Consider the following 16,642-nt stretch of genomic DNA (forward strand, 5'->3'; position numbering starts at 1 on the left):
CCCCTTAGCGAATGTTAATCAGCGCATCAAAAATCGCGTTTGCCGTCTGCAGAACCTGCGCATTCGCCAGGTAATACTGCTGAAAACGTTGCAGATTTCCGTACTCCTCATCGAGATTGACACCGGAAATCGACTGCTGCTGATTGGAAAGCTGCGTCACCACATTACCTTGCGTGGTGCTACTGGTTTTCAACGTCGCGGTTTTATTACCGATATCACTCACTAACGAGGCATAAGCGTCGTTAAAGGATTTCGCACCGCCCACCGTTTTACTGTTGCTTTGCAGATCGAGCAGGGCCTGACCGTTGCGGTTGTCGCTATCACCTGTATCTTCTGCGCTCGCCATGGCGATTTTCGCTTCGTCGGTGATTAATACATCCATGTTGACGATGGCGTCACTTACCGGTTTCAGCGTGAAGCTGTCGTTAACGGCAGGCGTTCCTGTAAACGTCAACTCCAGATCATCAAATGCCACTTTACCGCTGGCATCCGGCGTCACCGTAAAAGTGGTATTACTGGCAAGGCGGGTGACCTGCCACTGATTATTATCGAACGAGATTTTGTAATCTGTCGCCAGTACCGCGGAGGCATCAGTTACCGTTGCACCGATCGCAACGTCACCTTTGTTTTTCGTGTTTTGCAGAACCGCGGGCTTACCGATAGCAAAGAAATCTTCACCGGCATCGCCGTTAGCATCAAATCCGGCTTTGTGTTGGGTGTTGAAAGCCTCGGCAAATGCCAGCGCCAGTTGTCCAAGCGTATTACGCGTCTGGTCCAGATCCTGAGAACGGAATGTCAGAATGCCGCCCAGCGACCCGGTATTCAGTAATTTCTCCGGGATCTCAATATTGCCTGCCGTCCCATCAACATAAGCGACAGTCGTACGAGAAGGGTCAGCGCTGGAAGGAACTGCCGCCAGTTGCCGAGCCGTACTTCCCTGAACCAGTGAGTAACCATTGGCCATCGTGATGTTATAAGTGCCACCATCCTGAACGCTGACTTCTACACCAACAATCTGGTTTAATTCGCTCACCAGTTGATCGCGTTGATCCAGCAGATTGTTAGGTGACGCCCCTGCCCCCACGCCTGTCAGGCGGGAGATTTGATCGTTCAGGCTGGCGATTTGTTTAGCGTAATTGTTGATCTGATCAACGCTGGCACCTATCGCGATATTGACCTGTTTGTCCTGGTCGCGCAGATATTGATCGGTGGTTTTAAACTGATTCACCAACCCTTCTGATTTCCCAATCAGCGCCTGGCGCGCTGCCGGATCTTCCGCGTTACTCACCAGCGTTTGCAGGCTGGTGAAGAAATCCTGCATCTGTGTTGCCAGCGAAGAGGTACTGGTGGAGAGCATATTGTCGATTTTCGACATCTGCTCATAGCGGGCGGTCAGGCCGCTACTTTGCGTCTGCGCAGCACGTAACTGGTTGGTAATAAACGCATCATACTCACGCTGCACACCAGAAACGTAGACGCCATTGCCAACCCAGCCGCCAGCGCCCAACGTGCTATTGGCCTGCGCCATAATAGTGGTTTGGCGGGTATATCCGGCAACGTTATAGCTGGAGATATTATTACTTGCCGTATTTAACGCCGCCTGGGCCGCGTTCAGTCCGCTCATGGCGTTATTGATCAAGCTGGACATGGAGGTTCCTTATAAGCCTTCAATTACAGAGTATTATCGGCAGCGCCCCGCCGGACTTGAGTTATTCAGAACAGATTATCAATGTTCATGCTGTAGGTTTTGCTCACCTTGTCGCTTATCGATTTCATCTGCTGAATCATGCTGGTGAGTTTGCGGGCATAGTGAGGATCGGTGGCATAGCCCGCGTCCTGTAGGGCCTGCGCCCCCTGCTCCGCACTCGCGGCGGTCGTCACGGCGGCGTAGCGCGGGTTACGCGTTAACAGCCCAACGTAATCCGACAATGCTTCCAGATACGAGCTGTAGACCCGAAACTTCGCTTTTACTTTCTTCGCTTCGCCATTTTCATATTCAGTCGTGGTGATTTCAGTGACTGGCCCTTTCCAGTTGCCAGAGGCTTTGACACCAAACAGGTTATAGCTCGGCTCGCCGTTTTCACGGCGGATTTGCCGTTGTCCCCAGCCAGATTCCAGCGCCGCCTGAGCGAGGATCAAATGATGTGGCACACCACTTTGCTGGCTTGCCAGTTGGGCTGGCAGCGAGAGTTGCGCGAGGAATGCTTTACTGTCACCCGGCAGCGAATCATCGTAGTTACGTGGTACGGCCTTTTGCACCAGCTGCGAAAGCGTCTGATTTTGATAACGCACCACGGTTTCGAGCGGGAATTTCATCGGTGCTGCTGGCGTGGACTCCTCTGGCAATGGTTGTTCTGGCGTCATCTGTTTAACCATCATCTCTGCCAGCCCCAGACCTTTGCCCGCCGTCATCTGTTGGGCAATCTGCTGGTCATACATACTGGTATACAGGCGAGTGTGCTCGCTGCTGAACAGGCCATCTTTTGGTAAAGCGTCGCGCATGCTTTTCAACATCATCTGCACGAACATCCCTTCCACCTGGCGGGCCACCGGACGGATATTTGCCGCCGGATCTTCGCCCGCTTTCGCCTTAAGTTCGTTGAGCGATTGTGCATCCCAGGCCGCACTTGCCAGTAGTTTGCTGTCGCTGATCATCAGATGATTTCCAGTTTTGCCCGTAGACATCCCGCACTTTGCATTGATTGCAGTATGGACATCAGATCCATCGGCGTAGCGCCCAGCGCATTGAGCGCACGCACCACGTTATTGAGGCTGGCGCTGGAACGTACGCTTTGCAGCGAACCGCCGCTCTGGCGTAAATCGATCTGCGTTTGTGGAGTAACCACAGTCTGCCCACCACCAAACGGTGTATCTGGCTGGCTGACATTGGCCTGGCGATTAACTGTTACTGAGAGATTCCCCTGCGCTACCGCGCAGCTGTCGAGGGTCACTTCGCGATTCATCACCACCGAACCAGTGCGCGAGTTAATCACTACTTTAGCGTCCTGCGGGGTGACATTAACCTGCATATTCTGGATATCGGCAAGGAAACGGACCTGGGAACTGTTGCCACTCGGTACGCGCACCTGAATTGTCCGCGCATCTAACGCGGTGGCGCTGCCATATCCACGCACGCGGTTGATGGTGTCAGCGATTTGCTGCGCCATACTGAAATCTTCGTCGTTAAGTTGCAAATTAAGTGTATTCCCGACGCCAAACTGGCTGGGCAATTCACGTTCAATAACCGCACCATTGGTGATCCGTCCACCGTTCAGTTGGTTCACCTGAACACTGCTACCGCCAGCGGAGGCCCCTGCGCCGCCAACCAGAATATTGCCCTGCGCCAGCGCATACACCTGACTGTCTACGCCCTTAAGCGGTGTCATCAATAACGTACCACCACGCAGACTTTTGGCATTTCCCATGGAAGAAACCACCACGTCAATGGTTTGCCCCTGACGTCCAAACGGTGGAAGTGACGCTGTCACCATAACCGCAGCGACGTTTTTTAGCTGCATATTAGTGCCCGTCGGAACGGTAATTCCCAGCTGTGAAAGCATGTTATTAAGCGTTTGTGTGGTAAACGGCGTCTGAGTTGTCTGGTCACCTGTACCATCAAGCCCCACCACCAGGCCATAGCCAATCAGTGAGTTTTGCCTTACCCCCTGAACACTGGTGAGATCGCGAATACGCTCAGCCTGAGCCGCCGTGGTAACCAGTAAAAGAATTAATGCAGAGAGAAATTTAATCACCACAGCCTCACTTACATTGGCGACAGGTTGAGGAAGAAACGCTGCAACCAACCCATATTTTGCGCTTCGTTAATGTAGCCATTGCCTACGTATTCAATACGCGCATCCGCCACCTGAGTAGACGGTACGGTATTGCTGCCGCTGATAGTGCGTGGATTAACCACGCCAGAGAAGCGAATAAATTCGGTACCCTGATTAATGGCGATCTGTTTTTCACCCACCACATGCAGATTGCCGTTGACCAGTACCTGGTCAACCGTCACCGTCAACGTGCCGCTAAAGGTATTACTGGCATTGGCCCCGCCTTTTCCGTTGAACGTGTTACCACCGGAGGCTTCGACATCGGCACGAGCGTTACCAAACAGCCCCTGCAAATAGCGCGGCACAGTATCAAAGCCAAAATTAGTTTTACCGTCACGGCTGGCATTCGCAGAGGAGCTTTTGCTGGCGCTGACGTTCTCCTGCAACACGATGGTCAGCGTATCGCCAATATTGCGTGGTCGACGATCTTCAAACAGCGGTTGATAGCCATAGTTAATCGGCTGAGCAGACTGGAAAATAGAACCGTTGGCGACGGGCGTCGGACCGGGAACCGGTTGTGCACTGGTCGCCCCCTGTACCAGCGGCGTGGAGGGTATCCAGGCGCAGCCGGTTAGTGAAAGCACCAACAAGCTGGAAATGGCATAAGTATGCGCAGCGTTTTTTTGCATGGCTATCATCTTCAAAAATCAGTAAACCGGTGAATCTGCCACCGGTTATGCCTTAGAGTTGCGTCAGTTTTTGCAGCATCTGATCGGTGGTGGATACCGCTTTACTGTTGATTTCGTAAGCGCGTTGCACCTGAATCATATTGACCAGTTCTTCCGCCACGTTGACGTTAGACGTTTCAACATACCCTTGATACAGCAGTCCCGCGCCGTTCAGGCCCGGCGTGCTTTCGTTCGGTGCACCGGAGGATTGCGTTTCGGTGTAGAGGTTTTCGCCAATACTCTCCAGTCCGGTATCATTCATAAAGGTGGTGAGATTGAGCTGCCCAACCTGAACCGGAGCTGCCTGGCCTTGTTGTGTTACGCTGACCACGCCATCACGACCGATGGTGATACTTAGCGCATTCGCCGGAATGGTGATCGCTGGCTGCACCTGAAAACCACCTGCCGTCACCAGCTGCCCGTTCTGATCCACCTGGAAAGAGCCGTCACGGGTATAGGCTGATGAGCCATCTGGCAACATCACCTGGAAAAAGCCCTGCCCTTTAATCGCGACATCTTTGCTGTTGTTGGTCTGCGACAGATTGCCCTGACTGTGTAAGCGCTCAGTAGCAACCGGACGCACCCCCGTGCCGATTTGTAACCCGGAGGGTAAGGTGGTTTGTTCGGAAGACTGTGCCCCCGGCTGGCGAATGGTTTGATACAGCAGATCTTCAAACACCGCGCGCTGACGCTTAAAACCGTTGGTACTGACGTTTGCCAGGTTGTTGGCAATGACGTCCATATTGGTTTGCTGGGCATCCAGGCCCGTTTTGGCGATCCATAATGAACTTATCATAAAATGTCCTGTAGTGGATTAGTGACAAAGTGCATCTGTCTTCTTGCCGGATGCGGCGTAAACGCCTTATCCGGCCTACAAGAGCTCGCGAAATCAATAAATTGCGATTGCCCCATAGACCCGATAAACTTGCGCATCGGGCAACTTATACTTGTCATGTATCCTTTCAATTAACTCATCGACAGCAGTTGGTTGGCTCGGCCTGCGTTATCATCGACGCTGCTGATCACCTTCATCTGCATTTCAAAACGCCGCGCGCTGGCAATCATGTCGCTCATTGCCGCAACGGCATTGACGTTACTGCCTTCCAGAACACCCGACATCACACGCAAGGTTGGATCTGCCTGCAGTACCGGCCCACGCGTGGTCTGGGTTTCTGCGCTTAAACGAAAAATGCCGTCGTCACCGCGCTGGACTTCGCTGCCCGTGGCTTTCACCAGTTTCAGACGCCCCACTGGCGCAACCGTATTTGCCGGATCGCCCGGATTCAGCGCCGAGATTGTGCCATCGGCAGCAATAGTGATTTCCGCCCCTTCCGGCACAGCAATTGGCCCAGCCTCGCCTATCACCGGATGTCCCTGAATTGTCAGTTGCCCGGTGGGATCAACCTGAATGCTGCCATTACGCGTATACCCTTCGCTACCGTCAGCGGTCTGCACGGCCAGCCAGCCATCCTGCTGCAACGCAACGTCCAGCGGGCGCGAGGTGTAATCCATCTTGCCGGGCGTCATGTCTGCACCCGGCGTTGACGCCGTTACCAGCGTGCGCGTAGGCAGTGAAAGCCCTTCCACCGGCACTGCGCGCAAGGCGTTTAACTGCGCGCGAAAACCGGGCGTTGAGGCATTGGCCAGATTACTGGCAGTTACCGCCTGTTGATTCAACGTCTGGCTGGCTGCTCCCATCGCGGTATAAATTGCGTGATCCATTGAGCTATCCCGTCAGCGATTAGCGTAAGTTAACCAGCGTGTTGAGGATCTGGTCCTGGGTTTTGATGGTCTGGGCGTTAGACTGATAGTTACGCTGAGCAACGATCATATTGACCAGTTCTTTACTGAGATCGACGTTGGACGCTTCCAGCGCACCGTTGGTCAGGGTGCCAAAGTTGCCCGTCCCGGCTGTCCCCAACAGCGCCACGCCAGAAGATTGCGTCGCAGACCAGACGTTGTCGCCTTCGGATGCCAGACCTTCGTTGTTGGCAAAGTTCGCCAGTACAATCTGCCCCAGCAGTTGGGTTTGTTCGTTGGAATAGTTGCCGACAACCGTACCGTCATCATTGATTTGATAACTCACCAGATCGCCCGGTTTGTAGCCGTTCTGGGTGGTTGCCACAATGTTGTTAGCGCCGGTATTTTGCTGCATGGAGTTGAGGAAGCTCAGGCTAAACGTGGCGGGTTCTGCACCGTTAATTGCGCCAGTGGAAATATTCGCTGTTGGATCTGAGGTCAGAACGCCATTGGCATTAAACACCAGCGTCATTGCAGGCTCAGCTGTACCTGTTGGATCACTGCTATCCTGGGTGTAGACCTGCCAGTTATTATCCCCGGTCTTCACAAAGTAGACGCTCATGTCATGAGCATTACCCTGACTATCGAAAACAGTCACCGAACCTTTTTTGTTATAGCTATCCGCATTGCTGGCATCAAATGCGTTAACAGAGGGAAGCGGATCACTGGAATTCAGGTTGATCTGCATCGACGCCGTGGTGGTAGTTTTCGCTGCCATCAGGGTATTCGGAATCGAAATATTGGTCGGATTCGCCCCTTGCTGAATAGTCGGCGGCGTACCGGTTGCCGGGTAACCCGTCAGCTGTAAACCTTGCATATTCACCAGGTTACGGTTTTCATCCAGCTTAAATTGTCCGTTACGGCTGTAGAACACCGAACCGTTGCTGTCTACCAGACGGAAAAAACCGTTCTGGCTGATAGCAACGTCCAGACCTCGCCCGGTGTTGGTGGTCGTGCCATCGGTAAAGTCCTGAGTGATACCAGCAACTTTTACCCCCAGTCCCACTTTCGAACCGGCAAACATATCGGCAAAAGAGGCCGTGCCTGATTTAAAGCCGTAGGTGGCAGAGTTGGCGATATTGTTGCCAATAACATCGAGGTTGGTGGCGGCAGCGTTTAATCCGCTAACCGCTTGAGAAAAGGCCATGACTGACTCCTGAAATGTGAAGGCTTAAATTATCTGCCGTACTTCGTCGAGGGTGGTGGTGCCGTAAGTGCCGAGATCCAGCGTATTACCGTTGTTGCCGCGGATCACACCCTGCACCAGAGCAAACTGCAGCGGCTGGGCAACCAGTTGTGTACCACCGTTACTGGCGCTAATCGCTACGTTGTAAGAACCGTTCGGCGCAGTGGTGCCGTCAGTCAACGTACCGTCCCAGGTGAAACTGTGGACTCCGGCGGTCAGTTCACCAATATCAATGGTACGGACAACCGCACCGTTTTTATCGGTGATGGTGGCCGTCACTTTGTCTGCCGCCTGTTGCAGCTCAACACCAAACGGCGTGGTCGTGGTCACAGCCCCTTCTTCACTGCCGGTTCCCGCAAGAACAGTGGTGCCGGGGATCATCACGCCGTGACCGATCAGGTTACTGGCCTGTAACGACTGGCTGTTATCAATCTGTCCGGAAATAGATCCGAGCGTGGTATTGAGTTTTTCAATCCCGCTGACCGTGCTGATTTGAGCCAATTGCGACGTCAGCTCGTTGTTTTCCATTGGATTGGTCGGGTCCTGGTTTTTCAGCTGCGCCACCAACAAAGTCAGAAAACTGCTTTGTAAATCTGCGGCGTTGCTGCCCGTGAGCGAACTACTGCTGGTGGTGCTGACGCCGGTATTTGTCGGATCGGTGGTGGTTACCGCAATGGACATAGTTTTCTCCTTTATTGACCGAGCGTAAGGGTTTTCAGCATCATGCTTTTCACCGTGTTGAGCACTTCAACATTGGCCTGATAGCTGCGTGACGCCGACATGGTGTTAACCATCTCTCCGACGACATCAACGTTTGGCATTTTCACGTAGCCCTTTGCATCCGCCAGCGGATTACCCGGTTCATAAACCAGTTTGTCCGGGGCCTGACTTTCTATAACATCGGCAACCTTTACGCCGCCTGTCGCAGCACCTGGCGCAGCGTTAACCTGAAATACCACCTGTTTTGCCCGATATGGCTGTCCATCGGGACCGGTCACGCTATCAGCATTCGCCAGATTACTGGCCGCCACGTTCAGGCGCTGGGACTGAGCAGTTAACGCCGACCCGGCGATATCAAAAATATTCAGCAGTGCCATCCGTTAATTTCCGCTCTGTAAAACGTTCATCATGCCTTTGATTTGCCCGCTCAACGCGCTAAGGCTCATCTGGTATTGCAGGCTGTTATCGGCAAACTGGGTGCGTTCGCGATCCATATCGACAGTATTACCATCCAGCGAGGGCTGGTCCGGAATACGGTATTGCAGTTCTGCGGTAGGAGGCGTCAGCGCCTGCGCCGGAATGTGTTGCGTTGAGGTCATCGTCAGTGCAACCACGCTTGTTGCATCCCGTCCACGTTGCATGACTTTTTTAAGTTCACTGGCAAAATCGATATCGCGCGCCTGATAACCAGGGGTATCGGCATTGGCGATGTTTGCTGCCAGCACTTCCTGACGCTGGGCGCGCAGATTGAGCGCCTCTTGTTGAAAACGTAAGGCGGCGTCGAGCTTATCGAGCATATCTCCTCCGCAGGTATCAAAATTCGGCCATCAGCTTAAATGCCTTTACGCGCGCGTTATCGGCGGAATAAACGCAAAATGGGTCGCTATTTATGCCGTTGATGGTCATTGCGGACAGGTACAATTCACGTTGTAGAAATGGCTGGGGGGCGAAAATGCTGGCAATAAAACGTAGCGTGGCGATCATCGCGATACTGTTCAGTCCGTTAAGTGCGGCGAGCAATCTCACATCGCAATTGCACACCTTTTTTAGCGCCCAGCTCGCGGGGGTAAGTGATGAGGTTCGTGTTTCTATTCGTACAGCGCCCAATCTACTACCGCCGTGCGAGCAGCCATTGCTTTCGATGAGCAATAATTCCCGCCTGTGGGGCAATGTGAATGTGTTGGCACGCTGCGGTAACGACAAACGATATTTACAGGTTAATGTGCAGGCCACAGGAAATTATGTGGTTGCCGCAATGCCCATTGTGCGGGGAGGAAAGCTGGAAGCTGGCAATGTCAAACTGAAACGCGGACGGCTGGACACCTTGCCACCGCGTACGGTGCTGGATATCAATCAACTTGTTGATGCCGTTAGCCTGCGCGATCTATCACCCGATCAACCTATCCAGTTAACCCAGTTTCGCCAGGCATGGCGGGTAAAAGCGGGACAACGCGTCAACGTGATCGCCAGCGGTGATGGGTTTAGCGCCAACGCAGAAGGTCAGGCGCTGAACAATGCTGCCGTCGCACAGAATGCGCGGGTGCGCATGGTATCGGGACAAGTGGTCAGCGGCGTTGTTGATGCAGATGGGAATATTCTTATAAACCTGTAAGCTGTTAAAGATTACCCGTCCCTTGCCGATAAATAAGCAACACATGATAAAAGCGCCCTCAATGAGGAATAAACCATGAGTATTGATCGCACTTCGCCTCTGAAGCCCGTAAGCACCGTTCAACCGCGCGAAACCACTGACGCGCCGGTAACGAACACCCGGGCGGCAAAAACAACCGCCTCCACCAGCACCAGTGTGACGTTAAGCGACGCGCAAGCAAAACTGATGCAACCCGGCAGCAGTGATATCAATCTTGAACGTGTCGAAGCGTTAAAACTAGCGATTCGTAACGGTGAACTAAAAATGGACACCGGCAAAATTGCCGATGCGCTGATCAACGAAGCGCAGCAAGACTTGCAGAGTAACTGATCGTATGACGCGTCTTGCAGAGATCCTCGACCAGATGTCCGCTGTGCTTAACGATCTCAAAACGGTAATGGATCAAGAGCAGCAACATCTCTCTATGGGGCAGATCAACGGCAGCCAGTTGCAATGGATTACAGAACAAAAAAGCTCTCTGCTGGCGACGCTGGATTACCTCGAACAGTTACGCAGGAAAGAACCCAATGCAGCAAATAGCGTTGATATTAGTCAACGCTGGCAGGAAATTACTGTGAAAACGCAGCAACTACGCCAAATGAATCAACATAACGGCTGGTTACTGGAAGGACAGATTGAGCGCAATCAACAGGCGCTGGAAATGTTGAAACCGCATCAGGAACCGACGCTATATGGAGCGAACGGTCAGACCTCAACAACCCATCGCGGCAGTAAAAAGATTTCGATCTGAAGATTATCTCCGGCCTGCACTGCAGGCCGGAATGCCTTTTTACACCGTCCGGCGGGCAAACTCTTTAACTTTGAAGCCCAGTACCGCCAGTGCTGCAAAGTACGCGGCAATCCCCGCCAGCACGACCGCCATTAAACGCAGTAAACGCCAGGGCATGGTACCCAATGACCACTCCGGCATGATATGTAACATACCTAAAAGCACGCCAGACATCACCAGTACCGCCACCACCAGACGCAACAGAAACGCCATCCAGCCGGGTTGCGGGGTAAAGATTTTCTGCTTACGCAACTGCCAGTAAAGCAGCGAAGCATTCAGACACGCCGCCAGACCAATAGAAAGTGACAGCCCGGCATGTTTCAACGGACCGATAAACGCCAGGTTCATCAATTGCGTTAAAATCAGCGTAACGATGGCAATTTTCACTGGCGTTTTAATGTCCTGGCGGGAATAAAAGCCAGGAGCCAACACTTTCACTACAATCAGGCCAATCAAACCCACCGAGTAGGCAATTAACGCCCGCTGGGTCATCAGCGCATCAAAGGCGGTAAATTTACCGTACTGGAACAGCGAAACGGTTAACGGACCTGAAAGAATGCCCAACGCAACCGCACTCGGCAGCGCCAACAGGAAACAAAGACGCAGCCCCCAGTCCATCAAACGGTTGTATTCATCATGATTGCCACTGGCAAAACTTTTCGACAGCGACGGCAGCAAAATGGTGCCAAGCGCCACGCCCAGTACACCGGACGGAAACTCCATTAAGCGGTCGGCGTAATACATCCAAGACACCGAACCGGAAGCAAGAAACGAGGCAAAAATGGTGTTGATGATTAAGGAGATCTGGCTCACAGAGACGCCAAGGATCGCCGGTCCCATCTGTTTCACCACGCGCATTGCTCCGGCATCGTGGAAGTTAATGCGCGGCAGGACCAGCATGCCGATCTTCTTCAGGTGCGGTAGCTGATACACCAGCTGCAGGATGCCGCCGACCGTAACAGCCCACGCCAGCGCCAGCACCGGTGGGTTAAAGTACGGTGCGGCAAACAGCGCGAAACCAATCATGCTGATATTAAGCAGTGTTGGAGCAAACGCCGGAATCGAGAAGCGGTTCCACGTATTCAGAATCGCTCCCACCAGCGACGCCAGGGAGATCAGCAAGATATAGGGAAAGGTTATCTTTAGTAGCTGGCTGGTCAGGGCAAATTTGTCGGCAGTGTCAGCGAAGCCTGGCGCGGTCACCATGATCACCCACGGTGCAGCGAGCATGCCAGCGACCGTCACAACCGCCAGCGCGAGTGTCAGCAGGCCAGAAACATAAGAGACAAAGACCCGCGTGGCGTCTTCACCCTGCTTGCTTTTATATTCTGCCAGAATCGGTACAAATGCCTGGGAAAATGCCCCTTCGGCAAAGATACGGCGCAACAAGTTAGGAAGTTTAAAAGCGACGAAAAAGGCGTCGGTTGCCATCCCTGCGCCAAAGATTCTGGCGACAATTGCGTCACGTGCGAAGCCAAGCACACGCGAAAACATGGTCATCGAGCTGACGGCGGCCAGCGATTTTAATAAATTCATCGGTGTTCTAATCCAGACCCACGGGCAAAACGCCTGCAAAGCAGGCGCTGAAAGAGGCGAATAGTCTACCTGGATTATGGTGAATTGCTACCGCCAGATGTTACAGGGTTTATTCACTCATCGCATCGCGCCAGATCTTGTCAACGATACGTTGCGCCCGCACTGCCTGTTCGCCGGCGGTTTGCGGAACTGTCTGATTTTGCACGCATTCAATGAAGTGCCGCGCACAGCCGACAAATCCACGTTGCTCAAGCGTACTCTGCCAACCAGGAATCGGTTTATGCACTACGCCCTGCCCGCGCTCCTCACGCCATTCGCGCATATCCGTAATGTCGATGAGCGCACCGTCAGTCACGGCCTGCACGGTTTCACGCTGGCTTCCGGCACGGCGATGCATACAGGTGGTGATCTGCAAAGGACCGGCCGAAAAATGGTGCTCGGCAAACAGCATTTCGCCAGCGTCGTTAGTCAGTAGCGTACCGCCATCCAGAGAGGCTTTGCCGCCCGACAACCACAGCGCGGTATCCACCACATGCAGATAATCATCCAGCAACGTGAAATAAAGATCGTGTGGCCCGACGCTATTGCTACGATGTTTATCCATTCTTAGCGAGGCTGCGGTGGCGAGTTGCGTTTTTAACTCTCCGTAGAGTGGTGCGAAACGACGGTTAAAACCGACCATCAACGTCAGTTTTTTCCGCGCCGCCAGTTCCACCAACCGTTCAGCATCGCGCAGATTTTCTGCCAGCGGTTTATCGACACAGACATGTACCCCCGCATTGAGTAACGTACTGACCACGTCAAAGTGGCTGGCGGTGCTGGAATGCACAAAAACCGCATCGCAACTGGCGGCAAGGCTGGATAACGAATCGGCATAAGGAATGCGCCAGCTTTCACAAATTGGCAGGGCTTTCGCGCGCGTAGGCGACCAGGCTCCTTGTAACATCCAGTCAGACGCTGCCGCCAGCACCGGTAACCACGCTTTTTGCGCAATGCCGCCTAATCCCACTACGCCGATACGTAATTTTTTCACTTTAATCTCCCAGATGGGCAAGCAACGAATCAAGACGCTGTTTCAGTTCTGCCACTTCGATTTCCAGGGCTTCGACGCGAGCCTGTAAATCACCGTCAACCGCGTTCGACATATCCATCACCGCCGGCTGATCTTCAACCTCACCACTGAAAAGATGCATGTAGCGGCTTTCACGTTTACCCGGTTCGCGGGCCAGACGCACCACAAAAGGACCATCTTCGCGATTTGCCAGTTGTTCCAGCGTCGACTCCACTTCCGCCATATCGCTGAATTCATACATTCGCGCGGCGCGGCTGCGCAGTTCACCCGGCGTCTGGGCACCACGCAATAACAACGTGGTGATTAACGCCACTTCTGCGGCGCTCAGTTTCAGATCGCCAAATTCTGAATTACAAAAACGTTGCTCATATTTGGTGACCCGATTACCAAAACCGCTCACTGTGCGTAGATAATGACGTTTGACCAGATTATCCAGCTGTTCCTGCACTTCGGATTCACTCAGATTCATGACCGGTTCACGGTTCGTTTTCTGATTACAGGCCGTGACTACACCATTGACTGAGAGCGGGTATTGCTCCGGCGTGGTCACCTGCTTTTCCAGCAAGCAACCAATCACGCGAGCTTCAAGGGCAGTAAGTTGATATTTCATGAGATTCTCCTTAGCGGCCGGGCGTCCAGTCTGGGGTAGTTAATGCCGTCAGTACGTGATCGCGCCATTGTCCATCAATCAACAGATAGTCTTTCGCATAGCCTTCTTTTTCAAAACCCAGTCGCGCCAGTAAATCACCGCTGCGTTTATTGTGCGGCATATAATTAGCCATAATGCGATGAATATGTTGGGTGCGCTGCATATAACGAATGGCTGCGGTCAGGGCTTCAAACATGAGTCCTTTGCCCTGCCATTTTTGCCCAATCGAATAACCGAGATAGCAGGCATGAAAAGAGCCACGAACAACATTGGAAAAATTGGCAACGCCAATAATCTCTTTTTCGTCCGGGTCGAATAAGCCAAAGTAGAAAGCTGAACCTTGTTTATGAAATTCGTTAATCATCCCCAGCCTGGCCTGCCAGCCTGATGGATAACAGTGGCTTTCGTCGCGCACTGGCTCCCAGGGCTTGAGGAAATGGCGATTCTCTGCGTAATAATCCGCAAGACGCCAGGCATCACGATCATGCACCAGACGCACGACCAGTCGGTCTGTGGTTAAGCGCACTTTTGGCACGTTACTGCGATAGCCAAACATTCTATACCTACTCCTTCCCGTAACGTCTTTAATACGCTGTAAGTATTACTATACCTGCGCAACCAGACCCTGTGAAAAGTCCAGAATGTCATTTTCTGCATTATTCACATATTTGATAAAAACTCTCTATCAAAGCGACGTTTTGATAAAAAAATATTGTCCCCGAAGTGATGGGAAAAGTCTTAGCGGCAATGCAGAATAGAAAGTGCTCATCTTTTATTTCCCGGGAGGGGAAATGTCCCGCGTATCGCAGGCGAGGAACCTGGGTAAATATTTCCTGCTCATCGATAATATGCTGGTCGTGCTGGGGTTCTTTGTTGTCTTCCCGCTGATCTCTATCCGCTTCGTTGATCAAATGGGCTGGGCCGCCGTCATGGTCGGTATTGCCCTCGGCCTACGCCAGTTTATTCAGCAAGGTCTGGGTATTTTCGGCGGAGCAATTGCCGACCGCTTTGGTGCCAAACCGATGATTGTTACCGGTATGCTGATGCGTGCCGCCGGATTCGCCACAATGGGTATCGCCCACGAACCGTGGCTATTGTGGTTTTCATGCCTGCTTTCGGGACTCGGCGGCACGTTGTTTGATCCTCCGCGTTCGGCGCTGGTGGTGAAATTAATCCGTCCACAGCAGCGTGGTCGTTTTTTCTCGCTGTTGATGATGCAGGACAGTGCCGGTGCGGTCATTGGCGCATTGTTGGGGAGCTGGCTGTTGCAATACGACTTTCGCCTGGTCTGCGCCACAGGGGCAGTTTTGTTTGTGCTGTGTGCAGCGTTCAATGCGTGGTTGTTACCGGCATGGAAACTCTCCACCGTACGCACGCCCGTTCGCGAAGGCATGACCCGCGTGATGCGCGACAAGCGTTTTGTCACCTATGTACTGACGCTGGCGGGTTACTACATGCTGGCTGTACAAGTGATGCTGATGCTGCCAATTATGGTCAACGACGTGGCGGGCGCGCCCTCTGCCGTTAAATGGATGTATGCCATTGAAGCGTGTCTGTCGTTAACGTTGCTCTACCCTATCGCCCGCTGGAGTGAAAAGCATTTTCGTCTGGAACACCGGTTGATGGCTGGGCTATTGATAATGTCATTAAGCATGATGCCGGTGGGCATGGTCAGCGGTCTGCAACAACTTTTCACCCTGATTTGTCTGTTTTATATCGGGTCAATCATTGCCGAGCCTGCGCGTGAAACCTTAAGTGCTTCGCTGGCGGACGCAAGAGCTCGCGGCAGCTATATGGGGTTTAGCCGTCTGGGTCTGGCGATTGGCGGCGCTATTGGTTACATCGGTGGCGGCTGGCTGTTTGACCTGGGCAAATCGGCGCACCAGCCAGAGCTTCCGTGGATGATGCTGGGCATTATTGGCACCTTCACTTTCCTTGCGCTGGGTTGGCAGTTTAGCCAGAAACGCGCCGCGCGTCGTTTGCTTGAACGCGACGCCTGATTTGATACTCCCCCCTGACTCCTCCATACTGAAAGTGAACTGACAGCCAAATGGAGGAGTCACGTGAAGCTATACATTTACGATCACTGCCCTTACTGCCTCAAAGCCCGCATGATTTTCGGCCTGAAAAATATCCCCGTCGAATTACATGTTCTGCTCAACGACGACGCAGAAACACCCACCCGGATGGTCGGTCAAAAACAGGTTCCCATTCTGCAAAAAGATGACAGCCGCTATATGCCAGAAAGCATGGACATCGTTCACTATGTCGATAAACTCGACGGCAAACCGTTACTGACCGGCAAACGTTCCCCTGCCATTGAAGAGTGGCTGCGCAAGGTCAATGGCTACGCCAACAAACTGCTGTTGCCGCGTTTTGCCAAATCGGCATTTGATGAGTTTTCTACTCCTGCCGCGCGCAAATATTTCGTCGACAAGAAAGAGGCCAGCGCGGGTAATTTTGCCGACCTGCTGGCCCACTCTGACGGTCTGATTAAGAATATCAGCGATGATTTACGTGCGCTGGACAAACTGATCGTCAAACCGAACGCCGTGAATGGCGAACTTTCGGAAGATGATATTCAGCTATTTCCGCTGCTGCGTAATCTGACGCTGGTAGCCGGAATTAACTGGCCAAGCCGCGTTGCTGATTACCGCGATAATATGGCGAAACAGACACAAATCAATTTGTTATCATCAATGGCGATTTAATCCTGACCCGCCGCGGCAGCCTGTAT

Annotated in this window: 19 protein-coding genes; 5 read left to right on the forward strand and 14 right to left on the reverse strand. The window is 52.8% G+C overall.

The genetic code is table 11. The annotated features are described in order from the left end of the window. Positions 1–4: 4 nt before the first annotated feature. From flgK to flgB, 10 genes are all read right to left on the reverse strand, one after another. On the reverse strand, positions 5–1,648 hold the full coding sequence (flgK, locus tag ACJHWT_RS18775) for a flagellar hook-associated protein FlgK (protein ID WP_000096482.1): 1,644 nt from the start codon (positions 1,646–1,648) through the stop codon (positions 5–7). 65 nt (positions 1,649–1,713) lie between these two features. Further along, on the reverse strand, positions 1,714–2,655 hold the full coding sequence (gene flgJ / locus ACJHWT_RS18780; protein ID WP_001317765.1) for a flagellar assembly peptidoglycan hydrolase FlgJ: 942 nt from the start codon (positions 2,653–2,655) through the stop codon (positions 1,714–1,716). Then, positions 2,655–3,752: a flagellar basal body P-ring protein FlgI gene (gene flgI / locus ACJHWT_RS18785; protein WP_000589326.1), complete on the reverse strand. Its 1,098-nt coding sequence runs from the start codon at positions 3,750–3,752 to the stop codon at positions 2,655–2,657. The genes flgJ and flgI overlap by 1 nt, the downstream gene beginning before the upstream one ends. Positions 3,753–3,763: 11 nt before the next feature. After that, positions 3,764–4,462 carry a flagellar basal body L-ring protein FlgH gene (flgH, locus tag ACJHWT_RS18790; protein ID WP_001295442.1) on the reverse strand — a complete coding sequence of 233 codons (699 nt, stop codon included), beginning with the start codon at positions 4,460–4,462 and terminating at the stop codon, positions 3,764–3,766. A gap of 52 nt (positions 4,463–4,514) precedes the next feature. After that, positions 4,515–5,297 (reverse strand): flagellar basal-body rod protein FlgG, encoded by a 783-nt coding sequence (flgG, locus tag ACJHWT_RS18795; RefSeq protein ID WP_000625837.1) that lies wholly within the window; start codon positions 5,295–5,297, stop codon positions 4,515–4,517. 170 nt (positions 5,298–5,467) lie between these two features. Then, the gene (flgF, locus tag ACJHWT_RS18800; protein ID WP_000349318.1) at positions 5,468–6,223 is read right to left on the reverse strand and encodes a flagellar basal-body rod protein FlgF; all 756 of its coding nucleotides are present in this window, start codon (positions 6,221–6,223) and stop codon (positions 5,468–5,470) included. A gap of 19 nt (positions 6,224–6,242) precedes the next feature. Next, positions 6,243–7,448 (reverse strand): flagellar hook protein FlgE, encoded by a 1,206-nt coding sequence (gene flgE, locus ACJHWT_RS18805; protein WP_000885861.1) that lies wholly within the window; start codon positions 7,446–7,448, stop codon positions 6,243–6,245. A gap of 24 nt (positions 7,449–7,472) precedes the next feature. Continuing rightward, on the reverse strand, positions 7,473–8,168 hold the full coding sequence (flgD, locus tag ACJHWT_RS18810; protein WP_000020493.1) for a flagellar hook assembly protein FlgD: 696 nt from the start codon (positions 8,166–8,168) through the stop codon (positions 7,473–7,475). 11 nt (positions 8,169–8,179) lie between these two features. Then, complete coding sequence (gene flgC, locus ACJHWT_RS18815) at positions 8,180–8,584, reverse strand: flagellar basal body rod protein FlgC (RefSeq protein WP_001196460.1); 405 nt, start codon at positions 8,582–8,584, stop codon at positions 8,180–8,182. A 3-nt stretch (positions 8,585–8,587) separates the two neighbouring features. Further along, positions 8,588–9,004, reverse strand: coding sequence for a flagellar basal body rod protein FlgB (gene flgB / locus ACJHWT_RS18820; RefSeq protein WP_000884702.1), 417 nt, complete (start codon positions 9,002–9,004; stop codon positions 8,588–8,590). A 155-nt stretch (positions 9,005–9,159) separates the two neighbouring features. Between flgB and flgA the strand changes: the two genes are divergently transcribed. From flgA to flgN, 3 genes are all read left to right on the forward strand, one after another. After that, a complete protein-coding gene (gene flgA / locus ACJHWT_RS18825) occupies positions 9,160–9,819 on the forward strand; it encodes a flagellar basal body P-ring formation chaperone FlgA (protein WP_000879689.1) in 660 nt (219 codons plus the stop codon). A gap of 75 nt (positions 9,820–9,894) precedes the next feature. Continuing rightward, positions 9,895–10,188, forward strand: coding sequence for a flagellar biosynthesis anti-sigma factor FlgM (gene flgM / locus ACJHWT_RS18830; RefSeq protein ID WP_000020884.1), 294 nt, complete (start codon positions 9,895–9,897; stop codon positions 10,186–10,188). A gap of 4 nt (positions 10,189–10,192) precedes the next feature. Further along, entirely contained in the window at positions 10,193–10,609 is a 417-nt protein-coding gene (gene flgN, locus ACJHWT_RS18835; protein ID WP_000197346.1) for a flagella biosynthesis chaperone FlgN, read from the forward strand. Between the two features lie 39 nt (positions 10,610–10,648). Here the strand turns inward: flgN and murJ are convergent, their stop codons facing one another. The 4 genes from murJ to rimJ all read right to left on the reverse strand — a co-directional run bounded on the left by murJ (position 10,649) and on the right by rimJ (position 14,461). After that, on the reverse strand, positions 10,649–12,184 hold the full coding sequence (murJ, locus tag ACJHWT_RS18840) for a murein biosynthesis integral membrane protein MurJ (protein ID WP_001050672.1): 1,536 nt from the start codon (positions 12,182–12,184) through the stop codon (positions 10,649–10,651). Positions 12,185–12,293: 109 nt separating this feature from the next. Continuing rightward, positions 12,294–13,217 (reverse strand): Gfo/Idh/MocA family protein, encoded by a 924-nt coding sequence (locus ACJHWT_RS18845; protein WP_000736126.1) that lies wholly within the window; start codon positions 13,215–13,217, stop codon positions 12,294–12,296. A 1-nt stretch (position 13,218) separates the two neighbouring features. Continuing rightward, positions 13,219–13,866 carry a YceH family protein gene (locus tag ACJHWT_RS18850; protein WP_000877109.1) on the reverse strand — a complete coding sequence of 216 codons (648 nt, stop codon included), beginning with the start codon at positions 13,864–13,866 and terminating at the stop codon, positions 13,219–13,221. A 10-nt stretch (positions 13,867–13,876) separates the two neighbouring features. Then, entirely contained in the window at positions 13,877–14,461 is a 585-nt protein-coding gene (gene rimJ / locus ACJHWT_RS18855; RefSeq protein WP_000468186.1) for a ribosomal protein S5-alanine N-acetyltransferase, read from the reverse strand. 235 nt (positions 14,462–14,696) lie between these two features. Between rimJ and mdtH the strand changes: the two genes are divergently transcribed. Both mdtH and grxB read left to right on the forward strand, forming a co-directional pair. Then, positions 14,697–15,905 (forward strand): multidrug efflux MFS transporter MdtH, encoded by a 1,209-nt coding sequence (gene mdtH, locus ACJHWT_RS18860; protein ID WP_000092208.1) that lies wholly within the window; start codon positions 14,697–14,699, stop codon positions 15,903–15,905. A gap of 63 nt (positions 15,906–15,968) precedes the next feature. Next, the gene (gene grxB, locus ACJHWT_RS18865) at positions 15,969–16,616 is read left to right on the forward strand and encodes a glutaredoxin 2 (protein ID WP_000780912.1); all 648 of its coding nucleotides are present in this window, start codon (positions 15,969–15,971) and stop codon (positions 16,614–16,616) included. Positions 16,617–16,642 lie beyond the last annotated feature (26 nt).

The organism is Escherichia sp. WS338, from assembly GCF_046486405.1.
GTDB classification, from domain to species: Bacteria; Pseudomonadota; Gammaproteobacteria; order Enterobacterales; family Enterobacteriaceae; genus Escherichia; species Escherichia coli.